The 25,111-nt window shown below is 54.7% G+C and carries 21 protein-coding genes, 1 tRNA gene and 1 pseudogene; 11 read left to right on the top strand and 12 right to left on the bottom strand.

Annotation, left to right across the window (positions count from 1 at the left end; genetic code table 11):
* Nucleotides 1–63: 63 nt before the first annotated feature.
* The 7 genes from SH421x_RS06240 to SH421x_RS06270 all read right to left on the bottom strand — a co-directional run bounded on the left by SH421x_RS06240 (nt 64) and on the right by SH421x_RS06270 (nt 8,883).
* The gene (locus SH421x_RS06240) at nt 64–3,300 is read right to left on the bottom strand and encodes a DUF1549 domain-containing protein (RefSeq protein ID WP_488854545.1); all 3,237 of its coding nucleotides are present in this window, start codon (nt 3,298–3,300) and stop codon (nt 64–66) included.
* A 7-nt stretch (nt 3,301–3,307) separates the two neighbouring features.
* Nucleotides 3,308–5,026, bottom strand: coding sequence for a FecR domain-containing protein (locus tag SH421x_RS06245; RefSeq protein ID WP_488854546.1), 1,719 nt, complete (start codon nt 5,024–5,026; stop codon nt 3,308–3,310).
* On the bottom strand, nt 5,023–5,577 hold the full coding sequence (locus tag SH421x_RS06250) for a sigma-70 family RNA polymerase sigma factor (protein WP_488854547.1): 555 nt from the start codon (nt 5,575–5,577) through the stop codon (nt 5,023–5,025). Before SH421x_RS06250 ends, SH421x_RS06245 begins: the two co-directional genes overlap by 4 nt.
* Nucleotides 5,578–5,735: 158 nt before the next feature.
* On the bottom strand, nt 5,736–6,167 hold the full coding sequence (locus SH421x_RS06255; protein ID WP_488854548.1) for a hypothetical protein: 432 nt from the start codon (nt 6,165–6,167) through the stop codon (nt 5,736–5,738).
* Between the two features lie 270 nt (nt 6,168–6,437).
* The gene (locus tag SH421x_RS06260) at nt 6,438–6,890 is read right to left on the bottom strand and encodes a hypothetical protein (protein WP_488854549.1); all 453 of its coding nucleotides are present in this window, start codon (nt 6,888–6,890) and stop codon (nt 6,438–6,440) included.
* A 61-nt stretch (nt 6,891–6,951) separates the two neighbouring features.
* Entirely contained in the window at nt 6,952–7,878 is a 927-nt protein-coding gene (locus SH421x_RS06265) for a DUF1559 family PulG-like putative transporter (protein WP_488854550.1), read from the bottom strand.
* Nucleotides 7,879–7,986: 108 nt separating this feature from the next.
* Entirely contained in the window at nt 7,987–8,883 is an 897-nt protein-coding gene (locus SH421x_RS06270) for a DUF1559 family PulG-like putative transporter (RefSeq protein ID WP_488854551.1), read from the bottom strand.
* Between the two features lie 466 nt (nt 8,884–9,349).
* Between SH421x_RS06270 and SH421x_RS06275 the strand changes: the two are divergent.
* Nucleotides 9,350–9,676, top strand: a pseudogene (locus SH421x_RS06275) (DUF6908 domain-containing protein); the annotation flags it as partial.
* 16 nt (nt 9,677–9,692) lie between these two features.
* Here the strand turns inward: SH421x_RS06275 and SH421x_RS06280 are convergent.
* The 5 genes from SH421x_RS06280 to rpmG all read right to left on the bottom strand — a co-directional run bounded on the left by SH421x_RS06280 (nt 9,693) and on the right by rpmG (nt 13,319).
* Complete coding sequence (locus SH421x_RS06280) at nt 9,693–10,235, bottom strand: hypothetical protein (RefSeq protein ID WP_488854553.1); 543 nt, start codon at nt 10,233–10,235, stop codon at nt 9,693–9,695.
* Nucleotides 10,201–10,524, bottom strand: a complete 324-nt coding sequence (locus SH421x_RS06285) for a hypothetical protein (protein WP_488854554.1) — start codon at nt 10,522–10,524, stop codon at nt 10,201–10,203. The genes SH421x_RS06280 and SH421x_RS06285 overlap by 35 nt, the downstream gene beginning before the upstream one ends.
* Nucleotides 10,525–10,900: 376 nt before the next feature.
* Nucleotides 10,901–10,974, bottom strand: a tRNA-Pro gene (locus SH421x_RS06290).
* A 212-nt stretch (nt 10,975–11,186) separates the two neighbouring features.
* Complete coding sequence (gene recJ / locus SH421x_RS06295; protein WP_488854556.1) at nt 11,187–12,950, bottom strand: single-stranded-DNA-specific exonuclease RecJ; 1,764 nt, start codon at nt 12,948–12,950, stop codon at nt 11,187–11,189.
* 204 nt (nt 12,951–13,154) lie between these two features.
* Nucleotides 13,155–13,319, bottom strand: coding sequence for a 50S ribosomal protein L33 (rpmG, locus tag SH421x_RS06300; protein ID WP_002651666.1), 165 nt, complete (start codon nt 13,317–13,319; stop codon nt 13,155–13,157).
* Between the two features lie 411 nt (nt 13,320–13,730).
* Here rpmG and SH421x_RS06305 point away from each other — a divergent pair, with 411 nt between their 5' ends.
* The 10 genes from SH421x_RS06305 to SH421x_RS06350 all read left to right on the top strand — a co-directional run bounded on the left by SH421x_RS06305 (nt 13,731) and on the right by SH421x_RS06350 (nt 25,111).
* The gene (locus SH421x_RS06305; protein ID WP_488854558.1) at nt 13,731–15,254 is read left to right on the top strand and encodes a prenyltransferase/squalene oxidase repeat-containing protein; all 1,524 of its coding nucleotides are present in this window, start codon (nt 13,731–13,733) and stop codon (nt 15,252–15,254) included.
* Between the two features lie 250 nt (nt 15,255–15,504).
* The gene (locus SH421x_RS06310; protein WP_488854560.1) at nt 15,505–17,004 is read left to right on the top strand and encodes a prenyltransferase/squalene oxidase repeat-containing protein; all 1,500 of its coding nucleotides are present in this window, start codon (nt 15,505–15,507) and stop codon (nt 17,002–17,004) included.
* Nucleotides 16,988–17,740, top strand: coding sequence for a HisA/HisF-related TIM barrel protein (locus tag SH421x_RS06315; protein WP_488854561.1), 753 nt, complete (start codon nt 16,988–16,990; stop codon nt 17,738–17,740). Before SH421x_RS06310 ends, SH421x_RS06315 begins: the two co-directional genes overlap by 17 nt.
* A gap of 428 nt (nt 17,741–18,168) precedes the next feature.
* Nucleotides 18,169–19,524, top strand: coding sequence for a Na(+)-translocating NADH-quinone reductase subunit A (locus SH421x_RS06320; protein WP_488854563.1), 1,356 nt, complete (start codon nt 18,169–18,171; stop codon nt 19,522–19,524).
* 2 nt (nt 19,525–19,526) lie between these two features.
* Complete coding sequence (locus SH421x_RS06325; protein WP_488854565.1) at nt 19,527–20,777, top strand: NADH:ubiquinone reductase (Na(+)-transporting) subunit B; 1,251 nt, start codon at nt 19,527–19,529, stop codon at nt 20,775–20,777.
* The gene (locus tag SH421x_RS06330; protein WP_488854567.1) at nt 20,764–21,573 is read left to right on the top strand and encodes a Na(+)-translocating NADH-quinone reductase subunit C; all 810 of its coding nucleotides are present in this window, start codon (nt 20,764–20,766) and stop codon (nt 21,571–21,573) included. The genes SH421x_RS06325 and SH421x_RS06330 overlap by 14 nt, the downstream gene beginning before the upstream one ends.
* A complete protein-coding gene (locus tag SH421x_RS06335; RefSeq protein ID WP_488854568.1) occupies nt 21,566–22,204 on the top strand; it encodes an NADH:ubiquinone reductase (Na(+)-transporting) subunit D in 639 nt (212 codons plus the stop codon). The genes SH421x_RS06330 and SH421x_RS06335 overlap by 8 nt, the downstream gene beginning before the upstream one ends.
* A gap of 2 nt (nt 22,205–22,206) precedes the next feature.
* On the top strand, nt 22,207–22,818 hold the full coding sequence (nqrE, locus tag SH421x_RS06340) for an NADH:ubiquinone reductase (Na(+)-transporting) subunit E (RefSeq protein ID WP_488854570.1): 612 nt from the start codon (nt 22,207–22,209) through the stop codon (nt 22,816–22,818).
* A 39-nt stretch (nt 22,819–22,857) separates the two neighbouring features.
* Nucleotides 22,858–24,096 (top strand): NADH:ubiquinone reductase (Na(+)-transporting) subunit F, encoded by a 1,239-nt coding sequence (nqrF, locus tag SH421x_RS06345; protein WP_488854572.1) that lies wholly within the window; start codon nt 22,858–22,860, stop codon nt 24,094–24,096.
* Nucleotides 24,080–25,111 carry an FAD:protein FMN transferase gene (locus tag SH421x_RS06350; RefSeq protein WP_488854574.1) on the top strand — a complete coding sequence of 344 codons (1,032 nt, stop codon included), beginning with the start codon at nt 24,080–24,082 and terminating at the stop codon, nt 25,109–25,111. Before nqrF ends, SH421x_RS06350 begins: the two co-directional genes overlap by 17 nt.

Genomic DNA, 25,111 nt, shown 5'->3' on the forward strand with positions numbered 1-25,111 from the left:
GATATCTCGCTTCGGAAGGATTGGCGATGAAAGCGGCGAAGTCTCTGAGGAGGGAAGGGCGATTTAATCGACAAACTGAAATTCGCTAGAGTTCAATAACACATGACAGAAATCGATCAACGCGATCAGGTCAGCGCTGACGCTACGCGAATCAGATCCAGTAGACAGCTCCAGGTCTTGCTGCTTAAGCGTTAGCTCGGCCAAGGGCCCGCGCGGAGCAGACCTCACAAAACGCCACATCCCGACCGTCTCGTCCGTGACTAAGTCATTGGGCGTATTAATCATTATTTGATCCGTTGCCTTCAATGCACTCCGAGTCAGGCGAACGTCGTCGAGCAGTCCATCCCAGTTATGTGAATCGCTGTTTTTATCGCGCCCGCCGATGCTAAAACGGAGTCGATCGTCATGGCAATTGCCGACGATGCCGTGCTGTACGACGACCGTTTCTAATTCGGATTCATCATAAGACATGTCACGGGCGTGAAAGGTAACCGTGCCGGCGTCAAAGTCGACGGCGGCGCCCACATAATAGGGTTTGTCAGAGGGGATACGCAGATTCGACGCAACCACTTCGTACTTTCGATTTCCTTGCTTATCGTCGCCGATCAACTGCAAAATGAGATTGCGCGGTCGATAGCTTGACTGCTCGCTGGTGACTCCAAAATTCCAACCGGCCGAAGCCGATTGGCCGTTCCAATGTGCGGCGATCGTGCGGACCGACGCGTTAGGAAAGAGCGAACGCGGAAAGACGATTGCCTCGATTGTAAAGTTATGCGATGGTAGTGAGGTCGTATCTGGCAAAGTCAGAATCTGGTGAGGCGTTTTATCGCTGATGTTGAAAGCGGTATTCCAACGTTGCATTTGCGGCTCGTCCAACAATGCGGAAGAAGGGATCTTCGTCTGTTGCTGACGCGCCAATTCGCGGTTGTATTTGAGCTGATTCTCAAAAAACGAGAGCGCGGCTTCCAGCTCTTGCGGTTGCGGAGGACGACCAAAACACTCCTCATAGCTGCGCTGGATCATGCCTGTCAGATCCGAGCCAAATTCGCGTTGTAATCGCTTGGCCATCGCCTCGGCTCGCTTGAGCGTCCAATCACCATTGATCATCAACAAAGATTGCGTCGCCGTCGTGGTCGAATTTCGCAGCGCGACACTCGAAAATCCGCCCGGTGCGTCGAAGCTGTCCAACAATGCGTCGGGCGAGTTCCGCATTTTCTTGGTGTATCCGCTGCGAACGGTGTCGTTACTCGAAGCAGCAGGGCCTCCAGTTTTTTCCTTCAATTCGCCGCTCGTCGCCAGCATTGCGTCACGGATTTGCTCCGCTTCCAGTCGGTGCGCGGGGAACCGCCACAGTAGTCGATTTTTAGGATCAGTCAGTAAGGTTTGCTCTGGCGCTATAATGAACGATGACTGGCGATAAGTCGCCGAAAGGAGAATCTTCCGATGAAGCGGCTTGAGCCGCCAATCGTTGGCGATAAATTCGCTGGTCAGCCAGTCGAGCAGTTCCGGATGACTGGGCGTTTCGCCCAAGCGGCCGAAGTCGCTGGCGTTGGCCGACAACCCAGCGCCAAAATGGTATTGCCAAATTCGATTTACAATCACTCGCGAAGCAAGAGGATTGCCATCTTGTGTCAACCATAGAGCCAACGCAGTGCGACGACCGCTACTCTCAGCAGCGACGACGTTGGATTTGTCGATCTGGGCGGGCTGCGGATCCAAGATCGTCAAAAACCCGGGCTGAATATCTCGTTTACGTCGATCGCCGGGGATCGTCGTCGGCGAGATTTTTCCTTGGGCGTCGACGGCGACATCAGCTTTCGGCGGTTCCGTGGGCTTGGTCTTCAGAAACGTTTGGAGCTCTTTTTTTAGAGCTTCCCATTCTTCCTTTTGCTTTTTCGGAATCGCATTGACGATCCGGTCGTATTCAAATTCTACCTGCTTCTCGACCAGATAGAAAACTTGAGACTCATAGGTTGTCCGCTCTTCGCGCGGCTTCCAATACATCTCCTGCACCTCGGTCGGAAACATGCTGACCGCTTTGCGTCGTTGGTGCTCTTTCGCTGGCCCTTCGATCGCTTCGATTTTGGCCAGCAAGTCTTTGTGTTTGGTTTCCCACTCCGCGAGCGCAAGCTCATAGGCTTTCCGCTCGGCTTCGCTCGCCAGCAGATAATTGTCTTGCCAGACTAGCGGCTTAAAGAACGCCTGGAGCCGGTAATAGTCATCCCGCAGGATCGGATCATACTTATGGTTATGGCAGTGAGCACAGGCGACGCCCATCCCTAGAAAAACGTCTCCGACTGTATCAGTCAGTTCATCGGAGATCAAAACTTGCTGCCCTTCGGCGTCGCGGCTGTTGTATTCATAGACGCCGGCTCGTAAGAAATAAGTCGCGGTCAGCGCGTCGTGATCCTCCGGAGCAATTTCGTCCCCGGCTAACTGCTCTCGCACAAACTGCTTGTACGACTTGTCCTCGTTCAGGCTGCGAATCACATAGTCGCGATAGCGCCAAGCCAGCGGACGATAAGCGTCTTGACGATAACCGTCCGAGTCCGCGTAGCGAACAAGGTCGAGCCAATGCGAGGCCCAGCGTTCTCCATAGCGGTGATCGGCCAAAATGCGATCGACCAGTAATTCATAAGCGTTTTCGCGTTCGTCAGCAACGAAACTTTCCACTTCTTCCACGGTCGGAGGAACGCCAAGCATGTCGAAATAAATGCGGCGAATCATCACTCTCCGCTCGGCGGCAGGCGACGCCGATATTTTATGTTGGGCCAGCTTCGCCAGAATGAAGTTATCAATCGGATTATGGACGATCGCGGATGAAGCGACTGCGGGCACTTCTGGGCGCGTGACCGGCTGAAACGCCCACCAGCTTCGATCCTCGGCGGTAAACGGATCACTGTCGTCACGTGTCTCGCCCGCTTGCTCGGGCCAGAAGGCCCCGTTACGAACCCAAGTTTCTAAAATTGCGATTTCCTCGTCGGGCAGCTTGCCAGCAGGCGGCATCTCATACCCTTCCCACTTCACCGCTTCGATCAGGGCGCTCTCTTCCGGCTTGCCGGGCTCTACAATCGGACCGCCAGCGCCTCCTTGGAGAAAGTGCGCGCGGCGATCAAGACGCAGATCCGACTTTTGCTCTTCGCGACCATGGCACTGGAAGCAATGTTGGGCCAACAGCGGACGCACTTTGGTTTCAAAATACCGTGCAGCTTCTTTATCGTCCGCGCGGATCAACCCAGGCGAAGTCCACGCAAGTGCACAGATCAGCGGCGCGATCAGGATACGAAAACATTTAGGCATGCGATTATCACTCGGGCAGGGTGTGGGGCGTGTTGGCGGGAAGTCCTCCGAGGAAAACCGGATCGATCAAGTTCTCGTCATCCCAGGCGTCTTGAAAAAAGAGCTCAGAGACTTCGTCACCTTCGGCATAGCCCAGGTCTGAAAGATCGATTCCCACGGCGACCACTTTGGCGGGAACTTGATGGATATAGCCACCGTTATGTTTCGCAGATAGCAATTCTTCCAACGAGCGGATCGGAGGATCAAATCGATAGAGGAGGAAACCGGTCAATGTATGCGCGCTGTGATGCGCCAACGAGACGTCATATTTTCGCACCGTATGCGATCGCAAGCCGGGCTCAAAATGGGTCGGTGAGACATGAAACGGATCGCCATCCTCGGGATGCACGACCACATGCAGATCAAAGAAGACGATGTCGGGACCGGCGGCGTTGACCACCGGTTGGTGAAACCTAACGGCGAATCCAGGCGTATGACGAGCCGCGTCGGGGCTTGTCCAATCGGGATCTGACTTTAATGGTTGGGCATTGCCCCCCGGATTAAGCGCCCCGGTCGTGAGCAACGCATCCCGATCCAGCAGCGCCGCTCGAGTTCGTGAGCGGTCTCCTTCACGCGGGTCAGGGTGGTCAAGCGGCGTGCTAATATTTGCACCGTTGGTGGTCCCTGCTTTGAAATGAATCAGATCGAAACCAATCAGTTCTTCGACGTCATAACGCTTAATCTTTCCTCCCCGCTGCACCGTCACGTCCAATAGCTTGTCGGGTTGCGGATGCTTGCGATCGGTGACGCGATAGTCAACGATGCGATCAGCAAGCGAACCGCGATAGCCGTGACTCATGTCCGATGCAGGTGAGTTAGAGATATTGCCTTGCGAGTTGATGATGCGCCCCTCGCCTGCGCCTAACAGCAGTCCTGCGCTATCAGGAACGTCGTTGTCAGGCATAAATATCTCTGCTTCGCCTTCAATCACATTGACGTCCGCTTCGCCCGATTCGGTCACGTTAACTACAAAACGAGTGCCTTTATCGACGATCTGGGCCTGGGGAGTGATAACGCGAAATCCCTCCGCTCCTGGCGGCGCATAGACCGAGCAGGCTCCTATTTTCATGAGCACCTGATCGGCCGAACGAGCGAGAAATACGGCAGGTGCTTGGACGATCATCTCCGCGCCGTGACGCGTACGCAGCTGAATCTCCCCTTCGACCAGGGCATAATCATGGTCGAGTTGCAGAACATCGCCAGCCGACAAAGAGTCAGGCTCACCGAAGAAACGGCTGTGCGCCGTCTGAATCAAGGTAATCTCGGGAGGCGTTCGCTCAACAATGCTGGGGGCGTCAACTTGCGGCATCTGAGGTTGATTTTGCTGCGCGATCCGTTGTGAGTTCGCTTTCCAATAAGCGAGCGGCGTCAAGACCAAGCCCGTCAAGCAGGCGGCCAATGCGAACCAGACGCGCGGTGATATTCGCCGTTGCGAAGGTTGCGGCGCACTCGGAAATCCTATCGTAGGGCTCGAAGGGGGCAAACCGATCGACTGCTGCCCAGTAGCTTCGGCCGTTAACTTCGCTAAGCCGTATTCAAGGTCGAGCAACAGAAAATAGTTTTGCCGCGCTTCGGGGTTTTCTAGCAGCAATTGCTCTAGCTCGTGGTGCTGCTCTGCGGTTAACGACGCGTGCATCGCTCGATGCGTTAGTTCTGCTAATCGCTGAGACGAATCGTGTTGGCTCATAGATCGTCTCCCGCACTGACGAGTCGCATCTGGACGCATTGGGCCAGCTTGCGGCGAATCGTCGTTAGTTGGTTGTAAAGTGTTTGCGCTGAACGTCCTGTTGCGGCCGCCAAATCGGCCAGCGTCGTTGCGCCCCCATAAGCATTCCACACTAGTTGCTGTTGTCGCGCTGTAAGTTGACCGACGCAATCTCGTAGCGCCAACAGCCTCTCCGGCTGCCGGTTAAGCGTCGCAGCCCGATCTTCGGCGAGCAGTTCGATCAGCTTTTCGCTGAATTGCAGTCGATCTCGCTGCGCTGTTCGCAGAAAATTCTTGACTTCATAGAAGGCGACTCCGCATGCCCAGGAGAGAAAGTCGCGCTCACGATCAAACGTCTCAAATTTTTTCCACAGCAGCAGACTGCAGCGTTGGAAGACGTCATCTGCGTCGGCATGATGCGGCAACATCGAAAAGATGTACGCATGAATCCGTTCGCAGTCGGTCGAAAAATAAGCCAAAAAATCAGCATAGCGGTCGTCGGACGCCGCATCGAATGAAGTTGCTACAGGCATGGTGGGGAGTGAAATTCGGAGCAGACGTTCATGTTAGTTTGTTTGTCGAATGGCTCTCTACTTCTAGATCGTACATCCGCCTTGGAATCTACCATCAAGAACTCGGTAAACGCCCCTTTTTTTATGTGCGTTTGCCGCCACCAAACCTCTTGTATCTCCTACTTAGCCTTTACTTGCACCGCGAACTCGTTCTGACCCGGCTCGACGCGAAACTGCAGATCCGAAGTCGTGTAGGAACGATATTTGGGGGGAAAGCTGCGAACCACGCCGGATTCGCTGTTTTCGTTAGTAGCAGGGCTGACCAAAATCGCTTGATGATCCCCTGCGAGTGCGCCGTCATCTTGGCCGAACGTACTTAGTCGAAACGTTCCGTCCGCTTCAATTCTGCCGCGTGCGTTGATCACCGAGCCGTCTTCGGCAGTCGTACGGAACTCAATCAATCCGCTTTGTGCGGGCGTGCCGTCCGCCTGCAATACTTTGCCGCTAACGGGATGAGTCAGCGATTCAGCTTCGCAGCCGATGCACGCAGCCAAGCACAGCGCCGAAAAACAGCTCAACATTTTGTAATTTTTCAAATCGATAGAATTCATATCTCAAGTCGTCCAAAAGCTGAATTGATCAAAATAAGCCAGAAGAGATAAATAGCGTTGACATTTAGGCGGACATTTCCACTGCTGAAAGTCGGTCGATCGCCGCTAGGTCGGCTTGGCTTAGGAACCGATCGTGATTACCGAAAGTAAAGATCAGCATTCCCCTCGAATTCTTGGACTGCTGAGTCACGGAGAGGGCCGGCGAATTGCCGGAACCGCATTGATAGGTGCTGTCGTTCATCTTGCATCGGAGGCTGAAGATTGGCTGCGTTAGCGTTTGCTCAACTCCAGGTTCAATACGGTTTCGGTGTCCGATTCCATCTTCACTTGTTTCTGATACGCGGCGACAATGACGTTTCCGTTGGGACGCACGTCAGGATTGATGTTTTCACCGTCGAAAGCATCAATGCTAACGATGTGAGGGCCGCCTATGATGCCGTTGCCAGACGTGTTTGTATCGAACCTTCCATCCTTGATTTCGGCGAAACCAGTGGGGCCTGTGTTGCCTTGCGCTGCATCCGGCATGAATTGAATAACCCCAATCGGGACAGGCACACCACGATGGGTGATGCTACCGGAAACTCGATAGCGGGGAGGGCCATCTTCAACCGAGCATCCCATCGCGACCGTCAAAAGCACGCTGAGTATCCAGAAGAGATGCGTGGGTAGTAAGCGGAGCATCATGGCGATACCATTTCGTGAAAACGCGGTACGGAAATTCACAGGCGTGATTTTCGCGGGGACAAATTGTCATCCGCAAAAAAAGGTTACTAAAACGTCGCCGTTAAGGAATCGAGATGACTTCTCCTCCGTCTCGGCTCGCTAGCGAGAGATAGTTATTCATATCGATCGTCTCTGGTAGAAAGCGGATGCTGCCATCGGCCAGGGCGAAGTTGGCGCCTCCTGGGTGCTGGCTGCCAAACGCGCCCGTGGTGTGGTAATTCTGATACACCGTGGCGGGGCTTTTCAGACCGACATTAATGGGCCAGTTAACGTCCTTTGCGCCAAAAATAGAAACCTGAGTCGCCGACCCCCAGTACGCACCGTAGGTATATTCACGGTATCCAAGGTAAGCGTTCCACGAGATTTCGCCGAAGGCTAGCGTGTTCGAGAGACCGTCGGATACCGCGGCAAAATCGATTGCGTTGCGATTCGAAGTGGTGCATGTCGTAAAGAGACCTTGGGAAGAGACGCCCGCCCCTGAAATTGCATCGTACTTCTTGTATACGGCTCCGGTGGCAGGGTTTGTTCCCACCGGCCCTTGAATTCCGTAGTAGTGCGTCGTGTAGTTTTTCTGTCGCGTCGTGTCGCTGTGCATGCAAAAGTCGACCGTTCCGCTAGGGCACCGCAACCCTTCCATCGCTAACTGCTGGACAAGCGTAGCGTTTGTCCCGGATGTGGGAGCGATGGTTATGTTATAGCGATCCGCGAGTACGCCCTGCTCCATGAAAGGGGACAGACGAACCCATATGCTGTGCGGCAGGGTATCGTAAAAGGCCGACGGAAGCTTGTGATACGTGTCTGTATAGTTGTGCAAAGCCAGAGTGACTTGCTTCAGTTGATTGGTGCATTGCATCCGACGTGCTGCTTCGCGCGCCTGTTGCACTGCCGGTAACAACAGCGCGATCAGCACCCCGATAATCGCGATGACGACTAGCAACTCAACCAGGGTAAATCCGCGGCGCAAAATTGTGCGATTGTAATCTGGCATAATAGACCCCCTAATAAAGTGAATCACAATTTACGAACAAGAACAAAATTCTCGCGACTGCCCAGCGCGTGCTCTCGCCGCGCTGGGGCAACTTGCATTTCCACTTTCTTAGAAGTCGACCGAAATGACTTCGCCATCTTTACGATTGGCCAAACGGGCGAGATTCTCCGTATCGACATTGACCTGGATTGAACGGACGCTGGCGTCACCCAAAACGAAGTTCGATACGCCTGGATGGTAGCTTCCGAAAACTTCGCGGCTTGAGATCGTATCATTTGGGCCTTTCCCCAGTGATCGTCCCAGTCCGGCCATCCGCATCGAAGAATAGGCCCAACCACTAAAGAGGGCGCCATCGCCACCGTTGGTTTCGTTCAGCAGTTTCGAGAGCGGAACGTGACGTTCGCCGATCATGATCGTGTTGCTTAATCCATCGGTGACATCGCGCATACCGGTCATGCTCTTGTATTTATTCTGATCTCCGTCCGCGATGATCAGCATCCCGGTGCAAGTAATCATGCGAAAAGTGGAGCCAACTCCATCTCCATCGCAATTCGCGTAATCCCAAGCAGCTCCCACGTCGGCTTGGTCAGTTTGCGCTTCCGTCGTCAAATCGCCAGCAGAGTGACGACTGGGGCATATGTAGCCGCCAATCGACGCCTGTTGCACGGCGGTCGTCTGATCTTTGTAGGCCAGTTTCAAGTCGATCTGTTCAAACAGATTTTGTTGTTCCATAAACGGCAAAAGGATCGCTGACCAGCCGAGATAGTTCGCTCGGATACGCGACGGCGGAAGGTGGCCGTAGGTGTCATGAAAGTTATGCACCGCCAGACCCATTTGCTTCAAATTGTTCATGCACTGCGACCGCCGCGCCGCTTCGCGGGCTTGTTGCACCGCCGGCAGCAGTAGCGCAATTAAAACGCCGATAATCGCGATGACGACGAGTAATTCGACGAGAGTAAAACCGCGGCGATAAGGATAAGAAGGTACGGAAGATGGCGGGGCCATGAGGGGGCTCTTTCACTGAAGAGGAGAAAAAAGAGTGATGCGTCTGCTTAAAATGAAAACCAGCAACAAGAAAGTGCCCCTCGCTTTGGGGCGTGGCAAGGAGTTAGCGGCTGGTTTGTAAAATTAGGAAAAATCCAACTTTCACCCTAAAGTCGTACGTGTCGGCCCGAACCTACTACGATTCAACGGAAATTTGAGACAATTTTTTCTTGGAGCGGAAAATAACAGACCGATCAAGGCGAAGAAGACCGGGAAAACCGCCACTTAGCTCTCCCCAGCCCATTGCCAATCTTCCACAGGCCAAGCGAGCCAGCGATTTGAGAGGAAGCCGAAGGACGAAGACGCTCGTCTGACCAAGCGAATTTTAGAGTAGGTCCGCGAGCGGCCTCGTTGAGGCTACCATGTTTGGCGGCGAAGGTCAGAAAATGCTGCCTCTACTTGAACAAGGTCCGGCTGGCATTCAGGAAATGCAAAAACGAGCCGAGGAACTTGGTCTTACCTTCACGTGGAGATCATCGGCGAACCTGCGGGACTAAGGGACGGCTGCTTCATCGTCGCCGTGGCACATTACTACCAGAGCAACGGCGATCTCGTCACTGACCCCGAAGTGACCTTTCTTTTGACTGCTGAGAAGACGGTCTACCCGATGACATTTGAACAGGGAGGCGTTGCGTATCGTGTGTGGGGCAAGATCGAGAGCGGCAAGATTATGAGCAATGCTGCAGGTCAGGCTGACCTTTGCAATTTTTGTAATGATTGGATGAAGAACACTGCTGAGCAGCAAGGGTTGTAGCGAATCGAGACGGAAACTATTTCGATGCATTCAAGGCTGTGGCTTGCTTTTCCAAATCTTGAAGAGTGTCGGTGATTTCCTCTCGCCGACGCTCGTCTTCTTTGCACTCTAGGAGAAAGCAAGTCTTCTTCAAAAGATCCTCCGTATCGGAAATGATGCGAATCATTTCGCTGCCTTTGGTCTCAAGCTCTGCGACCGAGAGGAACAGCTTGAAGACTATTTCGTGGAGTATCACGAGCATCTTGCGGTCAGCGGGGGCAAGTGACTTACAGTTGGAAAAATTTGAAGCGAACGAGAAGATACTGACGAGTCTCTTCATGATCTCTACCAAACCATCTTTTAATGGTTTCGTTTCCGTCATGAATTCCCTGAGCCCTCTCAGCTTCTTCCAGATTTCACGTGAGGCGGATTCCAAAGGAATGAGGCTATTCTCTCTGGCGTAGCTTATGACTTGATCATTGATAAACGAAATGAGGAATTCGGTATCACCTTCAAGGTTGTTTGATCGGTCCTTGTTGCTCTCATTAAGTGTGTCGCATTGAATTGCAATTCCCAGCATTTTGGACTCGCTGCATTTCGATCATCTCTTCCCGTTGAGCCTTTAGCTCTTTCATCTGCAAAACGAGCGTTACGATGACGCCTGCAAATGCCAAAGAGCTAAAGGCGGCGTTGGCAAATCCAAAGGAGTCACCAAATTCATTTGGCGACAGTGCATCAACTCCAAGCAACGGCGGAAGATATTTGCCAAGCAGTAGTTGCAGTGGCGTAATCGCCATAAAGAAGACGACGACGAGCAAGAACACCCAAAGCCACCAGAGTGAACGCAGCTTAGTGAGAAACTTCTTCATGATGAGACGACCACACACTGTTATTTCGAGAAAAGACGATTAGACGTGTGAAATCGAGACACGTCAAAGCATCGTCGAACAGTGAGGGGCTCTAGCGTTCTAAATTCTGAAACGCTAGGTGTTCCAAGAGTCTCGTGGTTTTGAGCGTTGGGCTTTTTTGTGCCGTGTGAACGCCACCGACGATGATCGGCGTCGATGTCGCCATAATCACGGAAACGCATCACGTGCGATTCTGGCGAGCCGTGGACGATGCCACGAAGGAGATGGCTGGTCGAATTAACCAGCCGTTTTTTACACAACAACTTCACACCGATTTACACACCATTTTTACGCAGGGCGTGTCGCCGTAAGTTATTTGTATCAAAGAGTTTACAAGTCGGGGCGACACGATTTGAACGTGCGACCTCTGCGTCCCGAACGCAGCGCTCTACCAGGCTGAGCCACGCCCCGATGTTACCTGGTCGGATAAATCCGCCCAAGTTGAAAGTCCGTTTATAGATGTCTGATGCCTAAGCGTCAATAGCAGGAGGCGATTCTGGCGATGCCGGTTCGCAGAAAAATCTTTGGCGTAACTTAAACGAGCCAAACGACTTCCGGCTGGCGATTGGGAAGCAATTTTCCTGGGGCAATTCGGCGGCGCGGTTGGAATCCTGTCAGGGTTGTTAGGCCGGCGGTGTGCCGTTGGCTTCGTGCGGTTTCCAGTCGACTAGTTGGAGTTCGACGTTATTGCGTCCGCGGAAGCTGTTGATGACCGGTTGGAAGGCGATATCCAGCAGTCCGTTGTGTTTGGCGAGCGGTTCGGCCCAGTCTCCTTGGCCGAAGGCGACTCCGCGGATGCGGACTCCGTGGTGCTCTAGATGGACCGAAAGATGACGCTCGCCGCCGCCGATGCGTTTGGGCTTGTCGACCAGTTTGGCGCCGCTGGCGCACAGGATTGGGCGACGATTTCCTTGGCCAAAGGGCGCCAACATCTCGATCTGCGTGATCGTTTTGAATGTTAGCTGGCTGATGGGAGCTTCGGCGTCAATCGCCAGTTCGGCGACTTGTGACTCGCTGGTCACTTCGCCGGCGGCGTACTCTACAAACTCAGCGCGGAACGCTTCGATCTTGTCAGGCGAAATTTGCAGGCCCGCCGCCGCGGCGTGCCCGCCGCAGCCAAGTAGGTGATGTTCGCAAGATTTGAGTGCTTCGTGCAGGTTCAAGCCGCAGGCGCTGCGAGCAGAGCCGACGCCCGGTTTGACGCCTGCCTGATCGAGGGCGATCAGAACCACAGGGCGATTGTATTTGTCGGCCAAGCGACCGGCGACAATTCCGATCACGCCAACATGCCAGCCGTGGCCCGCCAAGACGAGCGCCGGATCGTTAACGGGATCGAATTCTTCTTTGGCTTGTTTTTGTGCGGCGAGGTAAATGCTGCGTTCGAGACTGCCGCGACTGTCGTTGAGCTGGTGGATGTACTCGGCCAGCGCTTGGGCGCGCTGCGGAGAATCGGTTGTCAGCAGCTCGATCGCAAGTTGGGCTTGGCCCAGCCGACCCGCCGCATTCAGGCGAGGAGCGATCATAAAGCCGATGTCTTCGCTGGTTAGCTGCTTTTTGTCACCGAGCTTCGAGACTTCCAGCAGCGCTTGAATGCCGGGGACCGAATGCTCGAGCAGGCAGTTCAGACCGTGACGGACAATCAGCCGATTTTCGTCCAGTAGCGGGACCACGTCAGCGACGGTGCCGATTGAGGCTAGGCCGACGGCGGTGAGCAGAAAATTGCGGAGACGGTCGGTCACGCGGCGGGCGTTGCTTGCTTTTTGGCAAAGCGCCCAGGCAAGTTTAAAGGCGACGCCGGCGCCGCACAGTCCGCCAAACGGATAGTTAGTGCCGGGCAAGCGAGGGTGGATAATTGCCGCGGCATCCGGCAGCCGTTCGGCAAACTCGTGATGGTCGGTGATGATCAGTTCTAGACCAAGCTCTTTGGCGCGATCGGCTTCTTTGAGGCTGGCGATCCCGCAGTCGACGGTGATCAGGAGGTGGGTGCCGCGTTGGACCAGCTTTTCGAGCGCTTCGCTATTCAGGCCGTACCCTTCATCAAAGCGGCTGGGGACATAATAGCCGACGTCGGCGCCGAGCGTTTGCAGGCACCGATAGAGAATTGCGGAAGAAGAGATTCCGTCGGCATCGTAGTCGCCGTAGACGGTAATGCGACGTTTGGCTTGGATCGCGGCGTCGATTCGTTCGACGGCGGCAGTGACGCCGGGCAAGAGTTCTGGATCGCGTAGATCAGAGAATTTCGCTTCGAGAAAGCCGCGAATCGCTGTGGGGTCACAGATTCCACGGCTAATCAGCAACTGGGCGACGATGGGAGGAACCCCGGCCGATTGTTCAAGTTGCCGGATGCGGGCAGCGTCGTGCGGAAAAATTCGCCAGCGCTTGTCCATAGCGGAAAGTTACTCCAGTCCGTGGCGATGCGTTCGAAACGGACGTGCGTCAGACGCAGATTGGCTCAAAACCAACGAACCGCCTGAGATTTGGCGGTTCGCAGCGGCTCACAAAATAGCGCGCTGTGTCGCTATTTTGACGTCTCACCCATGAGACGGCGCAGCCTGTCGAGCAAACCGACAGGCTATAAATTGTTACGGTTCTTACTTCTTCTTTTCGTTATGCCAGGTGTGCTTGCGCAAACGGGGGCAATATTTTTTGAGCTTCAACTTTTCGCCGCCCGGCTTACGCTTCAGGGTGTAGTTGTAGTCGCCCGATTCCTCGCAAACGAGAAAGACGGTTTCTGCTTTTTTGCTCTTTTTGGCCATGACGCCGGATCCCTGGACAGCTGCGTGTGGATTAGAGTGATGCTAAATTCACCGATTGGAATCCCGCAATATACCGAAAGACCTAGCCCCGCGACTAGTCCCTTTCCGACGAAAAGCGGAACCAGTCATCTGGGTGAGTACATCTCTCTTTTTGAAACGTTAGATTCTGGTGGAATATTCGTGACTACTCGAAACGAATGTCCCTAAGAGGCGCAGCGGCCAGGCAGTCCCCTGTTAGGGGGTTTGGCGGCGGTTGTTTGCCTCTAAAATAGAGATAATGAGGATTTCGTAACCATCGGCAAATTCTTGCCGGTGTTCTGCTTTTCCCTGCGGCTAATCTGCTTCTCCACCTTTTCTATCCTGCGTTCAAGGAATGTTCCCGCGCCAGTGTGCGGAGCGAAGGTAAACGTTATGGCGACTCCCCAATCTCCCCAAAACGACATTGAGCCAGACCATGATGAGGTCCGTTCCCCACTTAGCAGCCGCTTTTTGCTGCTGATGGCGATGCCCTCTTGGCTGGTCAGTTTGGTTGTCCACTTTCTGCTGATTTTGGTGCTGGTGTTGATGCCGGTTGCCCAAAAGATGAATCAGCAACGTGAGATCACCGTCGACGATACCGCCGATGCGGAAGAGATTGACGAATTTGTGATGGAAGAGTTTGAGCCGATTGACGAGATGAAGCTCGACTTTGACAAGCCGCCAGAGCAGATGGAAGAAGCGGTCATCGCCGAAGAAAACATCATGTCCGATTTCCAAGAGTTGGAAGCGGCGACTCAGCAGTTGGATCTGGTCGACTTTGCCGATCAGACAGCCCCATTCTCCGACATGATGACCGACAATGCTGGCTTGACCGGTAATGGGACCAGCGGTCGCGGTCAGGCGACCCGCACCAAAATGCTGAGCGAAGGTGGTGGAAACGGCGGCAGCGAAGCGGCGGTTGTCGCCGGCATTCAATGGATCGCCGATCACCAATTGCCGGATGGCACCTGGAATTTTGACCATCGACGCGGCGCCAAAAAACCGGGCGAAGCGAAAAACTTTGGCGAGTTTAGCAATTCGCCCCGGGCTGCGACCGCGATGGGGCTGCTGCCGTTTTTGGGCTCTGGCCACACGCACAAAGAAGGTAAATACAAGAAGCAAGTGGGCGCTGGGTTGACGGCGCTGGTCCGCTTGATGCAGGTTCGCGGGCGCGAAGGAAGTTTGGTTGAGTCAAACGGGAATATGTATTCCCATGGTCTGGGGTCGATCGCGCTGTGCGAAGCATATGCAATGACGCAAGACAAAGACTTGCTGGCTCCTGCTCAGGCTTCGCTCAACTATATCGTCTCGGCTCAGGATCCGGTCGGCGGCGGCTGGCGTTACCAACCGCGGCAAGCCGGTGACACGTCGGTGGTTGGATGGCAGTTGATGGCTTTGAAGAGCGGTCACATGGGCTATCTGGAAGTGCCGCGGAACACGATCGCAGGCGCGATGAAGTTCCTCGATTCTGTGCAGTCAGATGGGGGCGCCAAGTATGGGTATGTGGACCCAGGTGCAGGGACGTCCACCACCTCAGTGGGTTTGCTCTGCCGCATGTATCTCGGCTGGAAAAAAGATAATCCATCGCTGGATAAAGGGGTGGAGTTTCTGGCCAAGACCGGACCATCCCTCGGTGGCGGCGCCAACATGTACTACAACTACTATGCGACCCAGGTGATGCGTCACTATGGCGGACCCAAGTGGGAAGCTTGGAACACCAAGCAGCGCGACTTTTTGATCAGCACTCAGGTCAAACCAGATCAGCCCGAGGCGGGCAGTTGGCACTTTACCGGCGGCCACTCCGACAAGGGTGGACGACTCTACAACACTTCGTTGGTGTTGCTGACGTTAGAGGTTTACTACCGACACTTGCCGATCTACAAAGCGACCGCATCGGAAGAAGACTTTCCGCTCTAGTTTTGGTTGCTGAAAAGCTTGCGTAATCCAAGAGCCGCTTCCCTGGGAGCGGCTCTTTTTGTGCGCCGATGGACCCCGCCAAGGGTAGGCTTCTGTTGCTTAAAAAGAGTCGCCTCGCCCCCTCTGTTTGCGGCGCTGCACGCAATTTTTGCATCCTACCCGTCGTTTGTATCAAGCTATAGTTGACGGTGATCCTGGTACTGCGCGCCGATTATGCGGGGCGTACACATTGTTTTGATCGTAACGACTAATGCGCATTCTTTCGGCATCGACGAACGTCGCCGAGTCTCCGGCTCCCCCGCGGGCCGAGAAGCAAGAGAATGCGCTCGTAGTCTGGCTCTTGAATCGTTTCCGCGGTTCGGCCGGCTGGATGTTCAGTATGCTGTTTCACATGTTGCTAGTCCTGGCGCTGGCGATGTGGGTGTTGCGCGACGATCGGCAAGAAGGACCGCCAGGAATCATTCTGAGCGAAGCGGCCCCGGTTGATCCCGTCACTGAACTCCCCAAACTGCAGCCGGAAATCGCGGTCATTCAAGGGGAGGTCATTAACGAAGCGACCTTCACGATTGAGGAGATGGCGAACCAGTTGGCTCAGACGGCCCCTTCCGAAACGCCGGTGACTCCGATTCCTTCGCCAGCAGTTCAGTTCTCTGCGTCTGCGACAATGACCTACGTTCCGCCTGCCGGGGCGGGAGGATTTGCCGGACGGGATCCGGCCGAACAGCCGGGGTTGTTGCAGAAGCGCGGAGGCTCGCAAGCGACGCAAGACGCCGTTGAACGAGCGTTGGCCTGGATCGCCGCTCAGCAAGACGACGATGGCCACTGGGACTTCGATCATCGCAATGGCCCGCAGGGAGCCAGGGCGACTGATCCAGGCGCCGCGAATGCTGTGATGGGGGCAACTGGTATGGCGCTGCTGCCGTTTCTAGGCAAGGGCTACACGCATTTGCGTGAAAGTCCCTATCAAGAGACAGTCGCCAAGGGGCTCTACTATTTACGGACGAAGATGGTTGTCAGTAAGCAGGGTGGCGATCTGACTGGGGACAGTCAATTTGGCATGTACAGCCATGGTCTGGCGTCGATCGCTTTATGCGAAGCGTACGCGATGACCGAAGATCCCGAGTTGCGTATCGATGCTCAAGAAGCGGTGAAGTTCATCGAGTTCGCGCAGCATTCTGCCGGCGGCTGGCGTTATCAGCCTGGCGAGCCTGGCGATACGTCGGTCTTTGGTTGGCAGTTGATGGCCCTCAAAAGCGGCTTGATCGGCGGGCTGCAGGTTTCGTCGCCGCGAATTGGTTTGGCTGAGCACTTTCTGGATACGGTGCAAGCCGGTGACGGGGCCTACTACGGGTATCAAAGACCAGGCAAGCAGCCGACTACCACGGCGATCGGCTTGTTGTCGCGGATGTATTTAGGGTGGCGCCGCGATGATCCGCGTTTGGTTCGCGGGGCGAAGTTTTTGGCGGCTGAAGGGCCTTCGCTGCGGGATATGTACTTTAACTACTACGCGACCAACGTCATGACGCATCAAGGTGGTCCTGAGTGGATCAAGTGGAATGACAAGCTCAGCAACTATCTTGTGCAATCGCAGTCAAACAAGTTGTATGACGCCGGCAGTTGGCGATTTGATGATCCCTATCTAGAGATGGGTGGGCGATTGTACACGACCTGCTTGGCGGCGATGATTCTAGAGGTTTACTATCGCCACATGCCTCTCTATTCTGATCAATCCATTGACTTCACTTTCTAAGATTCAAGCGGCGATCTTGCCGGTAATTGATTTGAAAGGGGGGCGCGTCGTACGCGGCGTTGGCGGCTTGCGACATAACTATCGGCCGATTGTCAGTAAGTTGTGCCCCTCGTCGGAGCCGGGGGATGTTGCGGCAGCGCTGGTTGCCGCCTATGAATTTACCGATGTCTATGTCGCGGATCTGGATGCGATTCTTGACGGCCAGCCGCAATTCGACGATTGGCGGAAGATCGCCGAATCGGGGCTGCGTCTGCATCTTGACGCCGGTCTGGCGAATCTCGCCGACTGCAAGCGTGTGCACGAAGTCTTGGAGCAAAAAGCGATCGCCTCGCTGATTGTGGGGCTAGAGACGCTGCGGCGGTGGGAAGATCTAGAGGAGATAGTGACTCACTTGGGTGACGGCGTGACGTTTAGTCTTGATTTGCGTCATGGTCGTCCACTGCGAATTATCGGCGCGGCAATTCATCCCGAGGAAATCGCGCAGCGCGCGTTGGATTGCGGCGTTCGCCAGATTCTGTTGCTCGATCTGGCTCATATAGGGCAGGGGAGAGGGACCGGAACCGAACTGCTGTGCCGTGAATTGTCGCTGCGGCTTCCCGCGGCGGCGTGGATTACCGGCGGTGGAATGAGAACGCAAGCCGATATCGAAGGGCAGCTGGCGCTAGGTGCGAGTCGCGTGCTGGTAAGTTCTGCGCTTCACGAAGATGAAAATATATTCATGGCCCCGCCGCGGTAAGCAGCGGATGATTCGGTTGCGTCAGAGAATAGTTTGCGGATATTCTTGGGCCGATTGTGAATTTCCCTCGAATATTTCCAGGGTTTGTCGCGGTCCCTTACAGCCGCTCAAAACAGAAGTTACGACCTCGGGAAATAGTGTCAGGAATCCTAGGGCGAAGAATTCTCCCCTTGCGACTCCCTGCACAACCGATATTATTTTGAGAATAGCGAGACGATTATTCGGGTCATGCCTGGGGTGGGCATCTTCTTCACGGCGAACGTTCACTGCAGGGCTTCCTTTTGTTCGCCGCAGACGATTTAGCAGCACTTTAAGGATTACATGGCTTTCACATTGTGAAAGTTTTCACAAACTCGGTTTCTCTCGCTAATTTACGCAGCGATACGCAGTAATTTCCAGGGCCTAAAGTTGCCCGTTCGGAGCCGCGGATGCCACGAACCATTACATTGAGACGAGGACTCGACCTGCCGATTTCGGGTCGTCCTCAGCAGTCGATTGAATCGGCCGGAGCGGTGACGCGATTCGGTCTCCTGGGTGACGACTACATCGGCATGCGGCCGACGATGTTTGTTACCGAAGGAGAATCGGTCAAGCTCGGTCAGCCGTTGTTTGAAGACAAAAAGAACCCCGGCGTAATCTTCACGTCGCCGGTCGCCGGCAAAGTCGTCGCGCTAAACCGCGGCGCCAAGCGTCGGTTTTTGTCGGTCATAGTCGAGCGCGAAGGGGAGCAGCAAGTCGATTTCACCTCTTATGGTGATCAATCGCTCTTGTCGCTCACGCGTCAGCAAGTGGTGGATGGGATGTTGGCTGCCGGGCTTTGGCCGGCATTGCGACAACGTCCCTTTGGGAAAACCCCATCCCCGACGCAAACCCCGCTGGCTCTGTTTGTCACCGCGATTGACACGCATCCGCTGGCGGCGGATCCGGCTGTGGTGATCGGCCCTCAAAAGGCAGAGTTTACCGCTGGATTGGAAGCGTTGAGCAAGTTGACCGACGGACCGCTGTTCGTCTGTCGTGCTCCCGGCGCCGACATTCCGGGTGAGGGACTGGATTTCGCCGAAGTGGTCGAATTCTCGGGCCCGCATCCCGCTGGCTTGCCTGGAACGCATATTCATTGCTTGTTTCCAGCTAGTCGCGATCGTGCGGTCTGGCATATCGGTTATCAAGACGTGCTGGCGATCGGTCACCTGTTTAAGACAGGGCAACTGAGCGTCAAACGGATCCTCGCGCTGGCGGGGCCTGCGGTCAGCAAGCCTCGTCTGATCGAAACCGCTTTGGGCGCCGATCTGACGCAATTGACCGCTGGTCAATTGAAAGCCGGCGATCCTCGCGTGATTTCAGGTTCGGTCTTCTGGGGACGAACTTGTGCTGATCCGCATACGTTCCTGGGGCGTTATCACAATCAAATTTCGGTCCTCGAAGAAGGTCGCAATCGCGACTTCCTGGGCTGGCTGACGCTTGGGTTTGGCAAGTTTTCGACCAAGCCGGTCTTCATGTCGTCCCTGCTCGGCGGAGGTCGTGAATATGACTTTACGACCAGTGCCGAAGGAAGCCACCGAGCGATCATTCCGACCGGAATGTACGAAAAGGTAATGCCGCTTGATATTGAACCAACTGCACTTTTGAAGTCGTTGGTGGTCAATGATATGGAATCGGCCCAAGCGCTTGGCGCCTTGGAGCTGGATGAAGAAGATTTGGCGCTTTGCTCCTACGTCGACACAGGCAAACACGACTTCGGCAGCGCCCTGCGGAAGAACCTAGACCGCATTGAGGCCGAGGGGTAACTATGAAGTTTTTACGCAATATCCTCGATCGCGCCGCGCCTCTGTTTGAGGAAGGCGGCAAGCTCGAACGACTTTATCCGCTTTACGAAGCGGGTGACACGTTTCTGTTCACGCCTGGCGAAATCACCCACGGCACCACGCATGTTCGCGACGGTCTCGACCTGAAGCGGATGATGGTGTTTGTCGTCATCGCGCTGACGCCGTGCATCTTGATGGCGATGTGGAATACCGGCTATCAAGCCAACTCTGCGATCCATGCCGAAGCTGGCACGGCTCCGCAGAACTGGCAAGAGCAAGTGTTCACCACGCTTGGGATGGCGCACGATCCCAGCAATTTGATCAGCAATCTCGTGCTTGGCGCGATCTACTTTCTGCCGATCTACATCGTCACGATGACAGTCGGCGGGATCATCGAAGTGATCTTCGGGATCGTTCGCAAGCATGAAGTCAACGAAGGGTTCCTGGTCACAGGGATGCTCTTTCCGCTGACGCTGCCGCCGACAATTCCGCTGTGGCAAGTCGCCTTGGGGATTGGCTTTGGCGTGTTGATCGGCAAAGAAGTCTTTGGCGGCACCGGCAAAAACTTCCTGAACCCGGCCCTCACCGCTCGAGCATTCCTGTACTTCGCCTATCCCAACCAGATCACCGGCAACGTCTGGATCGCCGCCGATGGTTTCAGCGGAGCGACCACGTTGGGAGCTTTGGCCGAAAACAAAGACCCCGGCGTCTCTTTGGATACAATTCTGAAGGGAGTCGACGGACACGGTATCAGTTGGATGGATGCTTTCCTTGGCAATATCACCGGATCGATGGGCGAAACTTCGGCTCTGGCCTGCTTGTTGGGCGCGGTGTTTTTGATCATGACCGGCGTCGGTTCGTGGAAGATCATGGTTGCCACCATCTTGGGCGCCGTTGGCACCTCGGGTGCATTTTATCTCGCCAGCCTGTCAGGGATCGAAACCTCCGCGTTGTTCGCTTTGCCCCCGTGGTGGCACATGGTGATCGGCGGGTTTGCGTTCGGCTGCGTCTTTATGGCGACTGACCCAGTATCGGCGGCGATGACAGAAACAGGGAAGTGGTTTTATGGGATCCTGGTCGGCGTTATGACGATCTTGATTCGCGGCATCAACCCCGCGTTCCCTGAAGGGATCATGCTCGCCATTTTGTTCGGTAACGTAATGGCGCCGCTGATCGACTACTTCGTGATTCAAGCAAACATCAATAGAAGGATGGCTCGCTATGCTGCATCGTGATAGCGTGGGCGGAACGTTCCTGGTGGCCGCCGTCCTTTGTATCGTCTGCTCGGTTGCGGTTTCAGCGGCCGCAGTGCTGCTCAAGCCGACCCAAGACAGAAACGTCAAGCTGGACAAGCAGAAGAACATTCTCGCTGCCGCAGGCGTGTTGCCAAAGGGTAAAGACGGCAAGATCAAAGAGATCAGCGGTCCCGAAATTACCAAGCTGTACGAAGATGTCGAATCGATCGTGGTGGATCTCGACACCGGAGAACGCGTCGATAATCGGAAAGAAAATCCGATTACGGTAGAATCCCTGGAGGATAAGCCGGAGATGGAAGAAATTCCAAAAGACGCGCCGGCCGACGATCGATTGGGTGATATCAAAGAACGCGAAAAATACTCACCAGTCTATCTGTTGAAGAAGGATGGGAAGATCGACGTGATCGTCCTCCCGTTCTATGGCAAGGGGCTGTGGTCAACCATGAAAGGGTATCTCGCTCTTAAGGGAGACGCCCAAACGATTCAAGGTTTAACTTACTACTCGCACGGCGAAACGCCCGGTCTCGGCGGTGAAGTTGATAATCCGCAGTGGAAGGCCCAGTGGCCCGGCACTACCGCGATTGAAGAGGACGGCGAAGTCGTCGTCAGCGTCACCAAAGCAGGCCAAACCGGCGGAATTGACACCAACATCGATGGCCTGTCCGGCGCTACGATCACGACCAAAGGGGTCGATACAATGGTTCGCTACTGGCTAGGCCCAGGCGGCTTCGGACCATTTTTGGCGAAAGTTCGCAAGGGAGACTTCAATGGCTAAAGAGAGCACGAAAGATATCTTGCTGTCGCCGATTTTCAGCAACAATCCGATCGCACTGCAAGTGCTGGGGATTTGCTCGGCGCTGGCGGTGACGTCCAAGCTAGACAAAGCGCTGACGATGGCGCTAGCGGTGACGATTGTGACCGGCTTCTCGAACTTAAGCGTCAGCTTGGTTCGCAAGTTTATCCCCAGCAGCATTCGCATCATCGTCCAAATGACGATCATCGCATCGCTGGTGATCGTGGTGGATCAGTTTTTGAAAGCGTACGCGTTTGACATCAGCAAAGAGATGTCAGTGTTCGTCGGTCTGATCATTACCAACTGTATTGTGATGGGACGTGCCGAAGCTTACGCGATGAAGCACGAACCAGGCATGAGCTTTTTAGACGGCATCGGCAACGGGCTCGGCTATAGCGTGATCCTGCTGGTGGTCGCTTTCTTCCGCGAACTGTTTGGCTCGGGCAAGTTGTTCGGGATTGATATTCTGCCGATTTACAGTGCGACGGAAGGTACCGGCTGGTACACGGCCAACGGCTTAATGCTGTTGCCGCCGAGCGCGTTCTTTATCATCGGCATCATCATTTGGGTCTTGCGGACGTTCCGTCCCGACCAGATTGAGACGGAGGGCTAATCATGGCTGACTTGACTAATATCGCTCTGAAAGCGGTCTTCAGCGAAAACCTAGCGCTCGCCTTCTTTTTGGGGATGTGTACGTTTATCGCGGTTTCCAAAAACGTGAAAACGGCGCTGGGTTTGGGCGTGGCCGTGATTGCCGTGATGGCGATTACGATTCCGGCCAATAACTTGATCTTTCAGCACTTGCTGAAGAAAGGGTCGCTGGCTTGGATCAGTTCAGATCTAGCCGATACCGACCTAACCTTCCTCGGCTTGATCATCTACATCGGCGTGATCGCGGCGATTGTGCAGATCCTAGAAATGGGACTCGATCGTTACTTTCCGCCGCTTTACAACGCGCTCGGCATCTTCCTGCCGTTGATCACGGTCAACTGTGCGATTTTGGGTGGTTCGTTGTTCATGGTCGAACGCGATTACTCTTTTGTGCAAAGCTGCGTATACGGCGTGTTCGCAGGCGTCGGTTGGGCGCTGGCGATCATTTCGCTGGCCGCAATTCGCGAAAAGTTGAAATACAGCGATGTGCCGGCTGGTCTGAAAGGACTCGGCATCACGTTCATTACCGCCGGCCTGATGGCGATGGCGTTCATGTCGTTTGGCGGCATGCTGTAATTTCCGATTTCAATGACTTTTAGTCGAAAAGTATGAGTCATGCAGGAATATCAATTCATTATTATTCCCGTCGGCGTCGCGATGTTCACGCTTGTCGTGCTCGCGTTGGTTGCGATCATCATTGCCGCGAAGTCGGTGTTGGTCGCTGCTGGCGACGTGAAACTCGTCATTAACGAACAAAAAGAAGTTCACGTTCCCGCAGGCGGCAAGCTGCTCAACGCGCTGGCTGACCAAGGGATCTTTGTCTCGTCTGCCTGCGGTGGCGGCGGTACTTGCGCACAATGCAAGGTGAAGATCTTCTCAGGCGGTGGTGACATTCTGCCGACCGAAAAGTCGCACATCAACAACCAGCAAGCCCGCGAAGGGTACCGCTTGTCGTGCCAGGTCGCCGTCAAGCAGGATATGAGCATCGAAGTTCCCCACGAAGCGTTTGAAACGAAGAAGTGGGAATGCGAAGTCATCTCCAACGACAACGTCGCAACCTTCATCAAAGAATTCAAGCTAAAACTGCCGGAAGGGGAAGAAGTCGCCTTCAAAGCCGGCGGCTATATCCAGATTGACATTCCCGAGCACGAAGTCGCCTACAAAGACTTTGTGGTCGACAAAGAATATCACGAAGACTGGGATAAGTTCAACATTTGGCGATACGTCTCCAAAGTGGACGAGCCGGTGGTTCGCGCTTACTCGATGGCGAACTACCCGGGCGAAAAGGGCATCATCATGCTCAACGTCCGTATCGCTTCGCCGCCGCCGCGTGCACCCGAAGGGACTCCGCCGGGGAAAGCTTCCAGCTATATCTTTAGCAAGAAGCCGGGCGATAAAGTGACAATTTCGGGCCCGTTCGGCGAGTTCTTTATCAAAGACACCCAAGCCGAAATGGTTTACATCGGTGGTGGCGCCGGTATGGCTCCGCTGCGTAGTCACATCTTTGAACTGTTCAAAGAACAGAAGACCAGCCGCAAGGTCTCGTACTGGTACGGCGGTCGTAGCGTTCGCGAATTGTTCTATGTCGACGAATTCCGCGACATTGAAAAAGACTTCCCCAACTTCAAGTTCAACATCGCACTCTCGGATGCGGCTCCAGAAGATAACTGGACCGGTTTGAAGGGGTTCATTCACCAGGTTCTGTTAGAGAACTACTTGAAGAACCATCCGGCTCCGGAAGATATCGAGTATTACATCTGCGGTCCCCCGATGATGAATCAGGCGGTCTTCAAGATGCTGGATGACCTCGGCGTTCCGCCAGAAAATATCGCTTACGATGACTTCGGCGGCTAACAACACGATCGCGCTGACCAGAGGAGTTTTGCTATTACTCCTCTTGGTTGGATGCACTCCGGTCAACTCCGCACCTGTCGAACTGACAGGGCGGACGATGGGAACGACCTATTCGGTCAAATTCGTTTCGCCTGGCGACAACTTCTCTGCAGAGAAGTTGCAGCAGCAGATCGATGATCGGCTGGTTGAGATCAACCAGCAAATGTCGACCTACATTCCTGATTCAGAGCTCTCACGCTTCAATCAAAGCAAAGCCGGCGACTGGTTCCCCGTTTCGCGCGAGCTGGCCGAAGTGGTCTCTCTGGCCAAAGCCATCAGCGCCCAAAGCGACGGCGCTTTTGATGTCACGGTGGGACCGCTGGTCAATCTCTGGAACTTTGGCCCCGATCATCATCCAGAGCAAATCCCTTCTGACGCCGCAATCGCCGCAGCCCTAGCCAGCGTTGGCGACGCCAAGCTCTCGGTGCGACTCGATCCGCCTGCTTTAAAAAAGTCCCACGACGCGTTGTACGTCGATCTCTCAGCGATCGCCAAAGGGTACGGCGTCGATCAGATCGCTCAACTAGTCGCTGCGTCAACCAACAGGCCCTACATGGCTGAAATCGGTGGTGAGGTCCGCGCCGCCGGTCGCAAAGGTGACGGTACGCCATGGCGAATCGCGATCGAGAAACCAATCCCGGGCGCACGTTCGATCCAAGAAATCGTCGAACTGTCGAATCAATCGCTCGCAACTTCCGGCGATTACCGCAATTTTTTTGAAGTCGACGGCCAGACTTTTTCGCACACAATCAACCCGCAAACCGGCCTTCCGCTCGATCACACGCTGGCGTCGGTCAGCGTGTTGCACGCGGACTGCGCCTCGGCTGACGCGCTAGCGACAACGCTCATGGTCTTAGGGCCAGAGCAGGGATACAATTGGGCCGAAGAGAACAAATTGGCGGTGTTGTTTCTCATCCGCGGTACGGATGGGCCAGTCGTACGCCGCACATCGTTGTGGCCTCAGCGTGGAGAGTAA

The organism is Blastopirellula sp. SH421, assembly GCF_057808535.1.